Raw genomic sequence first — 15,782 nt, 5'->3', positions numbered from 1 at the left:
ACCGGGTCGGGGCGGATTATTCGGCTCGCGAGCTATCGAATTTGCGGCTATGGACTACTCTTAGCCGAAACTTTTTCGGCGGCCGTCCCTTCCGGCCTCGGTCAGCAACGTCTTTATGCAATTCGATTCATTTTTATTTCTGATTTTTTGGCTAGTGGTTCTGGCCTTGTATTACTCGATCCCGGATTGGCGCAGCCGCAAGCTGATGCTGTTGATCGCCAGTTATTTGTTTTACGCGGCCTGGAACCCGCCGTTCGTTGTGTTGCTGTGGATTTCGACCAATGTCGATTTTTGTCTGGGCAAACTGATCGGCGCGGCGCAGAATCAGCCTCGGCGTAAGGCGTTATTGGCGGTAAGCCTGCTGGTTAATCTGGGTTTTCTGGGGTTTTTCAAATATGCCGATTTCCTGAACCAGACCGCTGCCGAAATCTTGGCGTGGTTCGGAATAGGCTACCAGCCGCAACCTTTAGGCATCGTATTGCCGATCGGCATATCGTTTTATACCTTTCAAAGCCTGTCCTACACCCTGGACGTTTACCAACGCAAAATCGCCGCGGAAACCAGCTTGCTCGACTTCTCGTTGTTCGTGACATTTTTTCCGCAGTTGGTGGCCGGTCCCATCGTCAGGGCGCCGCAATTCCTGCCGCAATGCAAGACGCCGCGGCAAACCGCAGCCGACCATTTCGTCTGGGGCTTGACCTTGTTTTTGTTCGGCGTGTTCGCCAAAGCCATACTGGCCGATGTCGGTTTGGCGCCGGTAGTGGACCGAGTCTATGCCGATCCCGCAGCCTTCGCCGCGGCGGATGCCTGGTTGGCGGTATTGGCATTTTCCGGCCAGATATTTTTCGATTTTGCCGGCTATTCGCTGTGTGCCATCGGTGCGGCGATGACCTTGGGCTTCAGCCTGCCCGACAATTTCCATTGCCCCTACGGCGCGTTGGGCTTTTCCGATTTCTGGCGGCGCTGGCATATTTCGCTGTCGAGCTGGCTGCGCGATTACCTTTACTTCAGTCTGGGCGGTAACCGCGTCCGCCCATTGCGGACCGTTTTCAATTTAGTGCTGGTCATGGTTCTGGGCGGCTTGTGGCACGGCGCCGCCTGGACTTTTGCTTTATGGGGCATCATCCATGGCGGGTTGTTGGCGGTGGAACACGGTGTCAAGCACGCCGCCGGTTTCCGCCTTGAAAGTCCGGCCGCCAAGCTGGCGCTGATGTTGGCGACATTTTTGTTGGTGTCGTTAACCTGGATTCCGTTTCGGGCTCAGGGCTTCGAAAACCTGGCGGCGATGGCGGCCGCGTTGGTGCGTAGCGATGGTGCCGCCGCGCTGGACCAGTCCAGCCGCATCGCGGTGGCCGGTATCGTATCGGCGATGTTGGTATGGCACATTCTGGCCCGGGAAATTCGGCTGGAGCAGTTGTTCGAACGATTTTCGCCCATGGTCCGCGGCTCGGTGATTGCCGGGTTGACGATTTCCGTCGTGCTATTTTCCAACGGTGACAGCCGTGCCTTCATTTATTTCCAATTCTAGCGATAGGTTGCCGAATCCCGCCGCCAAACGCGCGTTTGCGTTCGGTTTGTTGGCGGCCGTTGTGTTGTTGGCTGTGGTCGAACTCAGGCTGCGGCAAATCGGCTTTCGGCCGACGGTGCAGGACAGCAAAGAGCTCTGGGCGGCGCAACGCGGTAAAGCGGCTTTGTTGGGTAAGCAGGCCTTGATTTTGGTCGGCGACTCTAGGATGCAGTTAGGCATGGATTTGGAAGTATTGGCTGCCGAGACCGGACTGGCGCCGGTGCAATTGGCGATAGACGGGTCGGAGTTTTTACCGGTGCTGGCCGATATGGCGCAGGATCCGGCAATCACCGGCAAATTGTTGGTGTCCGGCGACGTTTGGAAATTGGCCGCGGACCGGCCGCACGACCGCGCCGAAGAATGGGTGGCGTTTTACCACCGCAAATACAAGGATCTGGTTTCGGCCAAATTGGAAACCCTGTTGAAAAGCCAGGTGCAACAGCAGTTGGCGTTGTACGGTGGCGGAATTCCGCCGCAGGTATTGTTCACGCGGCTGACCTCTCCCGGCATGGTCCGGCCGTTTTATTTGACGACCTATGCCAACCGCGAGCGCGACGCCGATTATGAATTGGTGCAACAGCCGGCTTTTTATATCAACCGGGTGTTGCGTAGCTTGGGCGCGCCGCTCGACATGAACGGGATCGATAGCCGGGAGAAGTTCGAGCAAGCCGTCGGCGAAAAACTCAGGCAGTCGGCCGCCGTGCAATTTAGCGCCGACCAATTCGCTTATACCAACAGCCTTGGCAGGCAAATCCAGAATAAAGGAGCTCAACTGGCTTTTATCAATTTCCCGTCCACGGCCTTGGTCAGAACCATAGAGGAATACCGTTATCCCAGAGCGACCGGCTGGGACGTGTTTGCGGCGAATAGTCCGGCACTTGCCGTCAATTGTTGGGATTATCCGGAATTCGGATTCGAATTGCCGGACGGCGCGCATCTGGATCGGCGCGACAAAGCCGAATTCACCCGGCGCCTGGTGGCGAAGCTGAAAGCCGCCGGTTTCTTCGACTAGGCTGCGGCGGTTGCCGGCGGATCGGCGCTTAGGAAATGTAATTGAACAGCGACAGGTTTTGTACTTTGGTGAATGCGTGTTGCGCGGCCTGCAATGCGATCTGTTGCTGGTTGAATTTGCTCAGCGCCTCGGCGTAGTCCAGGTCGCCGATGTCCGACGCGGTGGCTTTATTGTCCAGAATATAGTCGGCATTCAGGTTTTCCTGATCGTCCAGCGCGTTCAGGCGGGCGCCGGCTGCGGCGCGAACGTTGTCGAAGCGGACCAGCGCCCGGTCCAGGTCGTCGAGCGAAAGCTTATTCGGCGTGTTGCTCTTTAAATCGCTGGATAATTGAGCGACTGCCTGCAACACGTTGTCGATGGACCCGGCGCTAAGCGGCGCCAATTGGATAGTGCCGAATACCGCCTCGCCCGGATCGCCGTCGGTGACCAGCCGGTTGGGGCCGATCGCGATTTGGCGTTGGTTGGCGTCGCCCTGGTAGGCGTAATCCGGCGTGTCGGTGAAGGCCGGCCGGTCGCTGGCGTAGCCGGAAAACAAATACTCGCCGTTTGCGTTTTTGGTGTTGGCGATGCTGAGCAATTGTTTGTTCAGCTCGTCGACTTCCATCGCGATTTGCTGGCGGTTGGTTTGGGTATTGGTGTCGTTCAGCGCTTGTACTGTCAGTTCGCGGATCCGGTGCAGCACATCGGTAGCGTTGGCCAAATTGCTCTCTTCCAGCCCCAGCCGTTGCCGTGCCGCACCGATGTTGGTTTGATATTGCTCGTTTTCCTTAATGTTTTGCTCGAAATTGAGCATGCTGGTCGCCGCCACGGCGTTTTCGGCCGGGTTCAGGTACTTTTTGCCGGACGACAGCTTCAATTGGGTTTCGTTGAGCTTGGATTGCTGGTCCAGCATCGCTGTCAGGCCCAATTGATGGTTCCAGGATGTTGAAATACGCATGATAATCTCCTAGCGAAAGGCCCCGATCAGGGTATCGAACATGGCATTGGCCACCGATACCGCTTTAGCGGCCGCCTGATACGAATTTTGAAATTTGATCAGATTGGCGGCTTCCTCGTCCAAATTCACCCCGGAAATATTTTCCTTGGCGCTGGTGGCTTGTTTCAGCAAGGTATCCTGGGCGTCGCGGCTGACCGATGCCGCATGGGTTTCCGAACCGACATCCGCTACCAACTGGCCGTAGACTTGGGTAAAACTGGCTTTGCTGCCCAGCATGCTGGTTTTGGTTTCCAGCTCGGCCAGTTTCAGCGCGTTACTGTTGTCGCCCGGCAAATCGGCGGCGCTGGCCGCGGCAATTTGTTTCGGGTTAGTGATCGCACTGTTCAATTTAATGTTCGCCGCGGCGTTGAAACTGGGGCTGATGGTAAAGCTGTTGCCTATGGTCAATGTGCCGCTGAAACTGATGTTAAAGCCGTTGGCCGCCGCCACTGCCGGTGCCGGATCGCTCAAATCGGCGGCGCTCAGCGGCGTATAGGCGGTGTTGTCGCTCAGATTGGTCAGCGTGAACAGGTCGGGCGCGGTACTGATGACTTCAAGTTTGTAGGATGCGCCCAAATTGGCCGCCGAGGTCGGTGCGACGAAGCTGGCCACGGCGCCGGCGTTATTGCCCGGAGGGCCTTTTACCTGCACGCTCGGTGCGCCCAGCTCGAAGAAATCCACGCCGGTGGTGGCGGGCGGGCCGCTGAGATCGTAGCCGTTGCGGTGGATGTTGTTGAATTCGGTGGCGATGCCGGTTGCCAGCAGCCCCAACTGTTGTTGCGCCGGGTCCAGAACCTGGTCGCGGAAGCGCAGGTTGCCGTAGATGCTGCCGCCGGAGATTTGGTTGGAAATGTCCTGGCCGTTCAATACCAATTGTTTTTGGTCGGCATTCAGCGCGTCGCCTTGCAACGAAAGTTCGGCTGCGTAATTGCCCAGCACCAGCGATTGGCCCTTGCCGATAAAGACGTTGATCGAGCCGTCGCTTTGGGCGACATAGCTGACGTCGACTTTCTCGGCGATTTTGGTCAGTAACTGGTCGCGCTGGTCCAGCAGTTCGTTGGGCAACTGTTTGCCGGTGGAGCGGCCGATGTCGGCGACGATTTTGACGTTAAGTTCGGCAATCGATTTGGCGTAACCGTTGACCTCGTCGACCGCGCTGGCCAGATTGGTGTTGACTTGGGTGCGCAGGTTGCCGAAGCGCTGGTTCATAGTGTTGAACTGCTGGGTCAGCGACTCGGCCTGGGTCAGCATCACTTGCCGCGCGGCGATCGAAGTCGGATCGTTGGACACGTCGTCCACCGCATTGAAAAAGCTTTTCAAGGCGGGTGCCAGGCCGGTGGCGTTATCGGCGGTGATATTGTCGATTTGGGCGGACAACTTATAAAAACTGTTGACGTCGTTGAATGTGGCGGCGCTGGTGCGGACCTGGTTGGTGATGAATTGGTCGTAACTGCGGGTGATGTTGGCCACTTCCACGCCGTTACCCATGTAGCCGGCGCCGTTGAATTGCTCGGGCCGGGTGGCGAGTTCCACCCGTTGCCGGCTGTAGCCGTCGGTATTGGCGTTGGCGATGTTGTTGCTGGTGGTTTCCAGCGAGCGTTGGAACGCGGTCAAACCGGAAAGTGCGGTGCCCAAGATGCCCATCGACATGATCGCCTCCTAGCCTGCGTCGCGCAATGCCGCCGCTTCGGCGGCGTTTTGGTTGTGGTAGATGCTCATCACTTTGTCGGCGTAGCGCGGATCGGTCGCATAGCCGGCTTGTTGCAGCTCGCGGATATATTGGCCGGCGTTGCCGGCTTTTTTCAGGGCCTCGCTGTAGCGCGGGTTGTTCTTGATGAAATTCACGTAATCGTCGAAGCTTTGTTTATACGAGCCGTAAGCGCGGAAGCCGGCCATTTCCTTTCTGGCGCTGGAGCCGTCGAATTCCAGCGTCAACGCTTTGGCTTGCTTGCCTTGCCAGGATTTGTCGGCTTTGATGTTGAACAGGTTGAAACTGTTCTCGCCGTGGCCGTTTTTAATCACGGCTTGGCCCCAGCCGGTTTCCAATGCCGCTTGTGCCAGCAGCAGATTGGGATCGACGCCCAGGGCTTGCGCTGCCTCAAGGGCGTGCGGGCGCAATTGGCTGATGAACTCTTCTTTGCTCGATAAGGTTTCCGTGCCGGCGCTTGCTGTGGCCTGCAAGTCGTCTTCCAGATGTTGCCAGCGGTCGGCCATCGCATTCTGGCTGCGCTCCAGCATGGCCAGACTGCGTTCCAGGCTGTCCAGGCCCGAGTTTTCCAGCGGTTCGCCGTCGCTCGCGCCGGCTCCGGCAATGGTCTGGTGGCGGTCGGGTTGCGACGCGCTGCCGGTGCCGGCGGCCCGGTTCAACACTTCGTTGGTGGCCAGCTTCGGATCTTTTTCGTCTTCTTCCGCGGCTTTGGGCGACAGTTGTTTGGCGATCAAGTCGGCGAAGCCGATGCCCGGCTTGCCGGCCAGGTGCATGGCCATTTGCTGGTCGTACATGTCGCGGTAAAACTGGCTTTGCTGGCTGTCGAGTATGCCGTCGGCCAGTTTGGCCTCGCGCATGCTCTTCATCATCATGCTTAGAAACAAGGATTCGAATTGCTTGGCGACTTCCTTGACGGCGGCGGGCGATTGTTCGCGGGCGCTTTGTTTCAGTTTCGCCAGATTATTGAAGTCGGTGTATACCGCGGCGCTGTCTACGTTCAACATAACGAATCCCCCTAAACCGGTTTAAAACGAGGTGCCGGTTAGCGTTAAATCACAATCAATTCGGCGCGTAGCGCACCGGCCGATCTCAGAGCTTCCAGAATGGCCACCAAATCGCTGGGGCCGGCGCCGACGCCGTTGACGGCCTGTACGATTTCGTCCAACGACACGCCGGGATTGAATACGAACATGTGGTTCTTATCTTCCTTGACCTCAACGTTGGATTGCGGGGTCACCACGGTACTGCCGCCGGACAGCGGGTTGGGCTGGCTGACTTGCGGATTTTCGCTGATCGTCACCGTCAAGCTGCCGTGCGATACCGCGGCGGGTTGCACCCGCACCTTGCTGTTAATGATCACGGTGCCGGTACGCGAGTTGACGATCACTTTGGCCGGCGCATCGTCCGGCGCCAGTTCGATGTTTTCTATTACCGAGGCGAAGCCGACCCGTTGCGCAGGGTTGACCGGGGCGCGGACGCTGACCGAGGTGGCGTCTATGGTTTGCGCGGTATCGGCGCCCAAGGTTTTGTTGATCGAATCGGCCATGCGCTGGGCGGTGGTAAAGTCGGCCGTGTTCAGGTTGAACACCATATCCGGGCTTTGGTCGAACGAGGTCGGCACGATACGCTCGACCGTCGCTCCGCTGGGGATTCGGCCGACCAGCGGGTTGTTGACCGTAACCTTGGAACCGTCCTGGCCGCCGGCGCTGAGGCCGCCCACCACCAGATTGCCTTGCGCCACGGCATAGACGTTGCCGTCGGCGCCGCGCAACGGGCTCATCAATAATGAACCGCCGCGCAGGCTTTTGGCGTCGCCCATCGACGATACGGTGACGTCGATTTTTTGGCCGGGCTTGGCGAAGGCCGGCAGGTCGGCGTGGACGCTGACCAAAGCCACGTTTTTCGATTTCGGATCGATATCCGGCGGCAAGGTCATGCCGAGTTTACCCATCATGCTGCGCAGGCTTTGCCCGGTGAACTTGGTTTTGTCGCCGCTTTTGTCCAGACCGGTCACCAGGCCGTAGCCGACCAGTTGGTTGCTGCGCACGCCGGCAATCGAGGCGATGTCTTTGATGCGTTCGGCTTGCGCCTGGCCGGCGCCGAGCAGCAGAAGCAGAAAAATTAAGCGTTTCATGGCGTTTCTCCTGGGCGGCCGGATCAGAACGGGAAGATCGGGCTGGACAAAATTCGGGTAATCCAGCCGGGCTTGCTGCTGTCGGCTAGTGCGCCGTCGCCGGTATACATGATGGTGGCGTCGGCTACCTTGCTGGACGGAATCGTGTTGGCGACGTTGATATCGATCGGCCTGACGATGCCGGACAGGCGGATGTACTCACTGCCGTCGTTCAGCGTCACCCGTTTCTCGCCGCGTACCCGCAGATTGCCGTTGGGCAGCAAATCGACCACCGTGACGCTGATGCCGCCGGTCAAACGGTTGCTTTGCCGGGAGTCGCCTTTGCCCTCGGTCGAGCGGTCCATGCTGTAATCCAGCGAAGTTGCAAGGTCGTGGCCGAGCAGGGCGGAACTGGCCAGACCGAAGATGGTCGGCGCGCTGCCGCTTGCCTGGATATCGCTGTTCTTGCTGGCTTTGGAATTGGCCTGCTTGGTGGCGTTGGTATTTTCGTCGAAGGTCACCGTCAAAATATCGCCGACCCGGCGTGCGGCATGGTCTTCGAACAAGCGCATGTCGTAACCGGCCTGGTAAATGGCGCCGTTGTTTTGTTGCGGCGGGCGTAGGTCGGCGGGTTGCACCGGCGCAAAGTCCGGGTCGCGTTTCGGTAGCGTGTCGCAACCGGCCAGTATGGCTAGCGTTGCCGCCAGCAGCAAAAATTTGCCGCCGGTTTGCCGCTGTATCTGTGTTGGGTTTTTCATGGCCTTGGTCCTGAATTAGAGTTGTTGCGTGACGAAGGACAACATCTGGTCGGTGGTGGAGATGGCTTTCGAGTTCATTTCGTAAGCGCGCTGGGTTTCGATCATATTGACCAGCTCTTCGACGACGTTGACGTTGGAAGTCTCCAGCGAGCCTTGGATCATCTGGCCCAGTTCGTTTTCGCCGGGATTGCCGATAATCGGCGCGCCGCTGGCGACGGTTTCGCGGAACAGGTTGTCGCCTATCGGTTCCAGGCCGGCGGTGTTGACGAAATCGGCGATCTGGATCTGGCCGATCTGGTTGGCCGCGGCAGCGCCGGGCTGGGTTACGGAAACCGTGCCGTCCTGGCCTATCGTGATGCTGAGAGCGTCCTGCGGGATGGTGATGGCCGGCTCCAGCAGCATGCCGTTGGAGGTGACCAACTGGCCGGTGGAATCCATCTTGAACGAACCGTCGCGGGTGTAATTGATGTCGCCGTTGGGCTGCAGGATTTGGATGAAACCGCGGCCGCTGATGGCGATGTCCAGCGAGTTGCCGGTCTGCAAGATATTGCCCTGGGTATGGATTTTCTCGGTGGCGACGGTCCGCACGCCGGTGCCGAGCTGGAGGCCGGTCGGTAACTGGGTGTTCTGGGTGGATTGGGCGCCGGCCTGACGGATGTTTTGGTACATCAGGTCGGCGAATATCGGTCTGGCTTTCTTGAAACCGGTGGTGTTGACGTTGGCCAGGTTATTGGAAATAACCGCCATGCGGGTTTGTTGGGCGTCCAATCCGGACTTTGCGACCCATAATGCTCGTTCTGTCATGACAGCCTCCTGATCTGACGATTTTTTGTCTTATCAGGAGTAAAGCAGGTTTTATGCCACTTGCATTAACTTGGCGGCGGCGGCGGCGTTTTCGTCTATATCTTTCATGACCTTAGATTGCATATCGAAGCTTCTGGATAGCTCGATCATTTCCACCATGGCTGCCATGGCGTTGACGTTGCTGGATTCCAGCGAGCCTTGGATCAAGGTAACGTTGGCATCGGCCGGCAACACGCCGCCTTGTTTCGGGTGCATCAGGCCGTCTTCCAATTTTTCCAGATTGGCCGGGTCGGCGCTGACCAGTTTGATCCGGTCCACCAGCACGGTGTTGGTGGCGTTGACGCCTTGCGGCACGATGCTTATGGTGCCGTCCTTGCCGATTTCCACCTTCTGCGCCGGCGGTACCGCGATCGGTTGGCCGGCTTCGCCCAGCACCGACAGGCCGGCGCCGGTTTGCAGCAGGCCCTCCGGCGTCAGCCGCAAGTCGCCGGCCCGGGTGTAGGCTTCCTTGCCGTCTTTACCGGTCACGGCGATCCAGCCCTGGCCTTCGACCGCGACATCGAGTTCGCGCCCGGTATGGTAGATCGAACCGTTCGACAGATCGGTGCCGGGGCGTTCCGTCATCGAATACACCCGCGACGGGTAGCCCGGACCGAAGCTGGGCATGGCCCGGAACTGCTCGAAGTCGGACTTGAAGCCGGTGGTCTGGGCGTTCGCCAGATTATTGGCATTGGCCGATTGCGCCATCAGCGTTTGTTTGGCGCCGTTCATCGCAATGTAAAGGCTACGGTCCATGAGCGGCCTCCTTCAATTAACGAATCTGCAAGATGGTTTGCATGATGCTGTTTTCGGTGGTGATGGTCTGGGCGTTGGCCTGGTAATGCTGTTGGGCGACGATCAGATTCACCAATTGCGCCGATAAGTCGACGTTGGAACTTTCCAGCGCGCCGGCCTGAATCGCTCCGAAATTGTTGGCACCGGCCTGGCCCGGAATCGGTTCGCCGGAATTGGCGCTTTGGCCCCAAGAGGTGTCGCCCAGTTTCGCCAGGCCGTTATTGTTGGCGAAACGGGTTAAAGCCACTTTACCCATGGTTTGCGAGCCGCCGTTACTGAAGCGGGCGAAGATCACGCCTTCGTCGTCGATGTCGATGCCGGTCAGGCGTCCGGCCGGCAAACCGTTCTGCGTCATGCCGTTGACGCTGAATTTTTGCTGGACCTGGGTGGTGCCGAAAAAATTGATCGTGTCGATTTCGACATCGGCGGCGCCGGTCGGCGGCGTGATGACATAGCTGGACAAGCCGAATTTGCCGTCTACCGGGTCGGTCAATTTGCCGCCGGAGTCGAAGGTCAGTTTGGCCGATTCCGGCGTGGTGCCGCCCAGGGTGCCGGAAGTCACCGGCACCGCAGTCCGGGTATTGGGGGTGGCCGGTTCGCTCATGTAGTGGTAGACCAGCCATTCGGAAGTGCCGGGGTTCGGGGCGGTAGCCGGATCGAGTTTGACGAAGTAGGTGGTCAGAATATGCGGCGAGCCCAAGGTGTCGTAAACCGTCGTCGAGGTCTGCGAGTTATAGGTATTGCTGTCGGTCGGGTCGAACGGCAGCGTACTGGGCGTGAAGTCGTCCTGGGCGTCCAGGTTCAATTGCATGTTGACGGTATCGGTCGCCGACGGCAAGCCGGTCAGGGTATTGATCTGCACCGGCGTGGTGACGCCGGTACTGAAACCGTCCTCGACTTTCGTGGTATTGGGCCGGTAGACCAACAGTGCCTTGCCTTGGTTGTTGACCAGATAGCCTTCCTTGTTCAATTTGAATTCGCCGGCCCGGGTGTAGGACAGGTCGTTGGTTTCGGTCGGGCTTTTCGCCAGCGTAAAGAAGCCTTCGCCGCTGATTGCCAAATCCAGGTTGTTGTCGGTGAATTGCAAATTGCCCTGGTTGAATTGCTGGGCAACGTTGGCGACTTTGACGCCGGCGCCGGGGGTGATGCTGCTGACCCCGCCCAGACTGGCGGCGTAAACGTCGGCGAATTCGGAACGCGATTTTTTGAAGCCGACGGTGTTGGCATTGGCGATATTGTTGCCGGTCACGGCCAGATTGTTGGATGCGGCGTTCAGGCCGCTGAGTGCTGTGGTAAAGGGCATGTCGATTTCTCCTACAGTATCTGTTTGATTTGGCTGAATTTAACCGGGCCCAGGCCGTCCAGGTTGACTTGCATGCTGCTATTGCTGCTGCCCATCGTCACGCTTTTGACCAGCGACTGGACGTTGGTAGCCAATACGGTATTGACGCCGTCGATTTTGGCGGCGGCTTCGATTTTGTAGACGCCGGGGTCGGCCAGATTGCCGTTGCCGTCTTTGCCGTCCCAGGTAAAAGTCGTGGTGCCGGCCGACTGGGCGCCTTTGTCTATGGTTCTGATCGTCGAGCCGGTTTCCGGATCGATGATTTTCACGGTGACTTCCGGCGAACTGCTCGGCAATTCGAAATCGCCGGAGACGCTGCCGCCGGCGCCCAGCAGCGCTTCGGTGGATGGCGCCGACACCCGGCGGCCGACCAGACCGGAGGCTTGCAGCGCCTGGTTCGAACTGATCGAACCGGCGAAATCCTTGAACGAAGCCTGCAAATCCTGGATGCCGGATACGGTGCTGAATTGGGCCATTTGGCCCAGAAATTCGCCGTTGTCCATTGGTTTTAAAGGGTCCTGGTGGGTCAGCTGCGTGGTCAGCAGTTTCAGAAACTGATCCTGGCCTAGCGATTGTTTTTGGGTGCTGGCCGAAGCGGTGGCGGTCGTGGCCAAGCCTAGGCTGTTAAACGTGTCGATTGCGCTTGTGCTCATGGTTCACCTCAGCGGCCCATTTTCAGGGTTTGCAAAATCAGGTTTTTCGCGGTGTTCAACACCTCGACGTTGTTTTGGTAGGAACGCGATGCGGACATCATGTTGGCCATTTCCTCGACGGTGTTGACGTTGGGTTTATAGATGTAGCCGGTGGCGTCGGCCATGGGATGGTTAGGGTTGTATTCCATGATCGGCGGCGCCTGGTTTTCGACGACGCCCAGCACGTTGACGCCGCTGGCGGTGTTGTTCTTATCCATAATGTTCTTCAATTCGGCGGCAAATACCGGCTGCCGCGATTTGTAAACCTGGTCGATACTGCTGCTGACGCTGTTGGCGTTGGAAATATTGCTGGCCACCAGGTTCAGGCGCAGATTCTCGGCGTTCATGCCGCTGCCGGCGACATCGAAGATGCGTAAAGAGCTCATGGTCATTCTCCTTTGATGGCGGTCATCAAACCTAGAAAGTCGTCGTTGATGAAGCGCAAGCTGGCTTGGTATTGCACGGCGTTTTCGGCGTATTTGGCTTGTTCGATGTGGGCTTCCACGGTATTGCCGTCCAGCGACGCGTGTTGCGGATTGCGGTACAGCAGGTCGGCGCCGAGCACGTGGTGTTGACCGGCCAAGTGTCCGCTTTGGCTGCGTTTTAATTCGCCGCCGCGGTCGGCCAGGGTTTGTTGAAATACGGCTTTGAAATCCAGGTCGCGCGCCTTGTATTCGGGCGTGTCGGCATTGGCCAGATTGGACGCCAGAATTTCCCCGCGTTTTTCGCGAAGCGCCAGGGCTTGCGGGTGTATGCCCAAAGCGTTGTCGAAATTGATTGACATGGTTGCCACCTTACTGGTTTTTTTAACTAAAAAAGCAGTAAGCGTGCCTGAAAAAAAAATTAGTTAATTTTCAGTTGTCTGGCTTTGAATGGGCTTGGTTTCAGCGTCAAAAACCGGTGTGGGGAGGTGGGCGGCAAAAACTTGCCGGTGGCCGAATCCGTCAAGAATTCGGCGGCGTTAGCCGGGTTTGCGGAAATAATTGGTGAGTCCGGAACGGACCATTTCGTAGGCGCCGATGCCGGGAGGCATGGCTTCGGTACTGCTCAGGAACAGATAGCCGCCCGGTTCCAGGCTGTCGGCCATCCGGGTCAGGATGTCGCGTTTGATGGCGTCGGAGAAATAAATCAACACGTTGCGGCAAAAAATAACGTCGAACCGGCCCAAGGCGGCGAAGGATTTCAACAAATTGAATTGTTGAAACCGGACCTGGCGCGTGACTTCTTCGTTTAGCTGGTAGCCGTCGTAACTTTTCTGGAAGTATTTGGCTTTGGTCGCTTCGTCTATGCCGCGCGATAACGCGGCGTCGGAATAGCAGGCGCGCTTGGCCTCTTCGAGGATAGCCTCGGAAATGTCGGTGCCGATAATTTGCAACGCCCGGTTCTTGCCGCTGGCGCGTAGGGCGTCCAAGCCGCAGATGCTGATGGAGTAGGGTTCCTGGCCGGAAGAGCAGGCGGCGGACCAAATCCGGATGCTGCCGTTTCTTTGTGCCAGCACTTGCGGTAACACGTTATCGCGCAGTTCGGAAAACTGGCGTTCGTCGCGAAACCAGAAGGTTTCGTTGGTGGTCATCGCGTCGATCACGGCGCTTTTCAGCTTTTGCGCCGAGAACGCGTTGGATTGCAGGGCGGCGGCCAGATCGGCAAAGCCCGGCAGTTCGAATTTGGCCAGCAACGGTTGCAATCGGCTTTTAACCAGATACTGCTTGCTGTCGCCCAACTCGATGCCGCAGTTTTGGCTGAGGAATTGCTGAATGGCTTGGTAGTCGGCCGGCGACAGGTTGCCGGAGATGCCCAGGGATTTGTCGGTGCCGGCCGAATTCAACATGGAGGATACAAATTCCGCGCTACCCTGATCAGGCGTGGCCGGCGTGGTTGACTCTCAGCCGTTTTTGAATGGACTGCATCAGCGAGTCCGGATCGAACTTGGCTAAAAATTCGTTTGCGCCGACTTTTTGCACCATCGAGGTATTGAAGACGCCGCTCAACGATGTGTGCAGGATCAGGTAGATGTGTTTCATGTTCGGATCGGCTTTGATTTTGGTCGCTAGCGTGTAGCCGTCCATTCGCGGCATTTCCACGTCGGAAATGATCATCGAATAGCGTTGTTCGATTTTGGTGCCTTCCGCAACCAATGCGCATAAATGGTCCCAGGCTTCCTGGCCGTCTTTCAGCAGGGTGCACTCGATGCCGATTTGTTCGCAAACCCGCTTCACCTGGTTTCTGGCGACCGAAGAGTCGTCGACGACCAGGATATGGTCGTTTTGGCTCATCACGTTTTGATCTATGGTTTCCGCTGAAGCCTCTTCGCGGCCGCCGATCACCTCTTTCATGACTTTTTCCACGTCGATGACTTCGATCAGTTCGCCTTCGATTTCGGTTACCGCGGTCAGATAACTTTCCTTGCCGGTGCCGGTGGGCGGGGCTTTGACCTGTTCCCAACCGATATTAATGATCCGGTCCACCGAACCGACCAGAAAACCCTGGATGGAGCGGTTATATTCGGTGACGATGACGTAGCAACCCGAGTCTCGTTGCAGCGGGCGCATGCCGATCGCCATCGATAGGTCCAATACCGGTATGGTTTTGCCGCGCAAGTGGGCGACGCCGCAAATCACGGAATGCGAGTTGGGGATTTGGGTCAGCGGGGGGCATTGAATGACTTCCTGGACCTTGAACACATTGATCCCGAAGCGCTGGCGGCTGACCAATTTGAACAAAAGCAATTCGAATCGGTTGTGTCCTGCTAGCTTGGTTCGTTGATCTACCCCGTCTAAGACTCCGGCCATATAACCCCCCTGAATAACGTTCGCTCAATTATAGCGGCATTACTTGGGTTTACTTGAAATTTGCTGGTACGTTTTATGCTGAAAGCTTAGGGCAAGTCAAAAAAATGGCGATTGAATATGAACAAACGAATGTTACCCGGAATTTTGATGTTGGCCTCGGGAATGGCGTGGGGCGGTGGATTCCAGTCCGCTCAGCAAATCCAGGATGCGATTAACCAATTCGTCCAGTCCGCGCTGGAAGCGGGGGGCAAATACGAAATCAACCTGGCGCAGCCGGATCCCCGTCTGCAATTGCCTAACTGCGAGCAAGCGCTGCAAGTGTTTGCCCAAACCGGGGAAATTAAGCCAGGCCGCAATACCGTCGGCGTCCGTTGTTACGGCGATAAGGGCTGGACCATATACAGCACGGTGCTGGTCAAGTCGTTTAAGGACGTGTTTGTATTGAACAAGTCGATGCTGCGCAACGACATTATTCGGCAAGAGCACTTGAATGTGGAGACCCGCGATGCCGGCATGCTGCCGCAGGGCTACGTTACCGATATCAGCGATGTGCTGGACAAGCAGGCCGCGCGGAATATTCCGGCAGGCAGCGTGTTGAATCGGCAACTGGTTACCGATCCGACGGTGGTTCGCCGCGGCGAACGGGTGAATATCGAATCCAGCAAAGCCGGAGTCGTGATCAGTGCGGTCGGGGCGGCGATGAGCGACGGCGCGAAGGGCCAGAAAATCAGCGTGCGGAACCTGTCTTCCAAGCGCGTGATTCAAGCCGTCGTGGTCAATGCCGGCCAAGTTTCGGTTAATTTTTAAAATTGGCGCTAAAGGAATTTACTATGATGCCGCTAAATGCTTCAGATAAAACTAACTTGGGAATTTCGCCATGGCTATCGAATCAATCACCGGCAAGCCTGTTACGACCTCAGTGCCCGCAAAACCTGGGGTTAAAGATGCGGCTGAGCCTAAACAACGGACCGAGAGCGGTGTCGTTACCGATACTGTCGAGATCACCGCCACTGCCCAGGATATTAAAACGGCGTCGGCCGCCGGCGCTGCAACGCCGGTGGTCAACGAAGACCGGGTGGCAGCGATAAAAGCGGCGATCCAGGCTGGCAGCTACCAAGTCAACGCTGAACGCGTGGCGGCGAAAATGCTGCAATTCGATAAACAGTTACCCGACAGTACATGACGTT

General features: G+C 57.5%; 17 protein-coding genes. 4 read left to right on the top strand and 13 right to left on the bottom strand.

What is annotated here, in order from left to right:
• Positions 1-115 precede the first annotated feature (115 nt).
• On the top strand, positions 116-1,528 hold the full coding sequence (locus tag VXJ35_RS19155) for an MBOAT family protein (RefSeq protein ID WP_064022787.1): 1,413 nt from the start codon (positions 116-118) through the stop codon (positions 1,526-1,528).
• Complete coding sequence (locus VXJ35_RS19150) at positions 1,503-2,579, top strand: hypothetical protein (protein ID WP_157198234.1); 1,077 nt, start codon at positions 1,503-1,505, stop codon at positions 2,577-2,579. Before VXJ35_RS19155 ends, VXJ35_RS19150 begins: the two co-directional genes overlap by 26 nt.
• Before the next feature lie 28 nt (positions 2,580-2,607).
• On the opposite strand, the gene flgL is transcribed toward VXJ35_RS19150, so the two are convergent.
• The 13 genes from flgL to VXJ35_RS19085 all read right to left on the bottom strand — a co-directional run bounded on the left by flgL (position 2,608) and on the right by VXJ35_RS19085 (position 14,595).
• Positions 2,608-3,516: a flagellar hook-associated protein FlgL gene (gene flgL, locus VXJ35_RS19145; RefSeq protein ID WP_064022785.1), complete on the bottom strand. Its 909-nt coding sequence runs from the start codon at positions 3,514-3,516 to the stop codon at positions 2,608-2,610.
• A gap of 9 nt (positions 3,517-3,525) precedes the next feature.
• Positions 3,526-5,205, bottom strand: a complete 1,680-nt coding sequence (gene flgK, locus VXJ35_RS19140; protein ID WP_064022784.1) for a flagellar hook-associated protein FlgK — start codon at positions 5,203-5,205, stop codon at positions 3,526-3,528.
• Between the two features lie 9 nt (positions 5,206-5,214).
• Complete coding sequence (gene flgJ, locus VXJ35_RS19135; RefSeq protein WP_064022783.1) at positions 5,215-6,267, bottom strand: flagellar assembly peptidoglycan hydrolase FlgJ; 1,053 nt, start codon at positions 6,265-6,267, stop codon at positions 5,215-5,217.
• Between the two features lie 44 nt (positions 6,268-6,311).
• The gene (locus tag VXJ35_RS19130; protein WP_064022782.1) at positions 6,312-7,397 is read right to left on the bottom strand and encodes a flagellar basal body P-ring protein FlgI; all 1,086 of its coding nucleotides are present in this window, start codon (positions 7,395-7,397) and stop codon (positions 6,312-6,314) included.
• A gap of 23 nt (positions 7,398-7,420) precedes the next feature.
• Positions 7,421-8,134, bottom strand: a complete 714-nt coding sequence (gene flgH, locus VXJ35_RS19125) for a flagellar basal body L-ring protein FlgH (protein ID WP_082881002.1) — start codon at positions 8,132-8,134, stop codon at positions 7,421-7,423.
• 15 nt (positions 8,135-8,149) lie between these two features.
• Positions 8,150-8,938, bottom strand: coding sequence for a flagellar basal-body rod protein FlgG (gene flgG, locus VXJ35_RS19120; RefSeq protein ID WP_054760586.1), 789 nt, complete (start codon positions 8,936-8,938; stop codon positions 8,150-8,152).
• 51 nt (positions 8,939-8,989) lie between these two features.
• On the bottom strand, positions 8,990-9,733 hold the full coding sequence (flgF, locus tag VXJ35_RS19115; protein ID WP_064022781.1) for a flagellar basal-body rod protein FlgF: 744 nt from the start codon (positions 9,731-9,733) through the stop codon (positions 8,990-8,992).
• 16 nt (positions 9,734-9,749) lie between these two features.
• Positions 9,750-11,075, bottom strand: a complete 1,326-nt coding sequence (gene flgE, locus VXJ35_RS19110) for a flagellar hook protein FlgE (RefSeq protein WP_054760588.1) — start codon at positions 11,073-11,075, stop codon at positions 9,750-9,752.
• An 11-nt stretch (positions 11,076-11,086) separates the two neighbouring features.
• Complete coding sequence (locus VXJ35_RS19105) at positions 11,087-11,767, bottom strand: flagellar hook assembly protein FlgD (RefSeq protein ID WP_064022780.1); 681 nt, start codon at positions 11,765-11,767, stop codon at positions 11,087-11,089.
• Between the two features lie 8 nt (positions 11,768-11,775).
• Entirely contained in the window at positions 11,776-12,192 is a 417-nt protein-coding gene (flgC, locus tag VXJ35_RS19100) for a flagellar basal body rod protein FlgC (protein WP_064022779.1), read from the bottom strand.
• A 2-nt stretch (positions 12,193-12,194) separates the two neighbouring features.
• Positions 12,195-12,590 carry a flagellar basal body rod protein FlgB gene (gene flgB, locus VXJ35_RS19095; RefSeq protein ID WP_064022778.1) on the bottom strand — a complete coding sequence of 132 codons (396 nt, stop codon included), beginning with the start codon at positions 12,588-12,590 and terminating at the stop codon, positions 12,195-12,197.
• Between the two features lie 177 nt (positions 12,591-12,767).
• Positions 12,768-13,634, bottom strand: a complete 867-nt coding sequence (locus tag VXJ35_RS19090) for a protein-glutamate O-methyltransferase CheR (protein WP_064022777.1) — start codon at positions 13,632-13,634, stop codon at positions 12,768-12,770.
• A gap of 28 nt (positions 13,635-13,662) precedes the next feature.
• On the bottom strand, positions 13,663-14,595 hold the full coding sequence (locus VXJ35_RS19085; RefSeq protein ID WP_064022776.1) for a chemotaxis protein CheV: 933 nt from the start codon (positions 14,593-14,595) through the stop codon (positions 13,663-13,665).
• A gap of 117 nt (positions 14,596-14,712) precedes the next feature.
• Between VXJ35_RS19085 and flgA the strand changes: the two genes are divergently transcribed.
• Complete coding sequence (gene flgA, locus VXJ35_RS19080; RefSeq protein WP_064022775.1) at positions 14,713-15,402, top strand: flagellar basal body P-ring formation chaperone FlgA; 690 nt, start codon at positions 14,713-14,715, stop codon at positions 15,400-15,402.
• Positions 15,403-15,472: 70 nt separating this feature from the next.
• On the top strand, positions 15,473-15,778 hold the full coding sequence (flgM, locus tag VXJ35_RS19075; protein ID WP_064022774.1) for a flagellar biosynthesis anti-sigma factor FlgM: 306 nt from the start codon (positions 15,473-15,475) through the stop codon (positions 15,776-15,778).
• Positions 15,779-15,782 lie beyond the last annotated feature (4 nt).

It is taken from the genome of Methylomonas sp. DH-1, assembly GCF_046097555.1.
Lineage (GTDB): Bacteria > Pseudomonadota > Gammaproteobacteria > Methylococcales > Methylomonadaceae > Methylomonas > Methylomonas koyamae.
The sequence above is the reverse complement of the archived record's forward strand: the minus strand, read 5'-3'. Positions and strand labels throughout refer to the sequence as shown.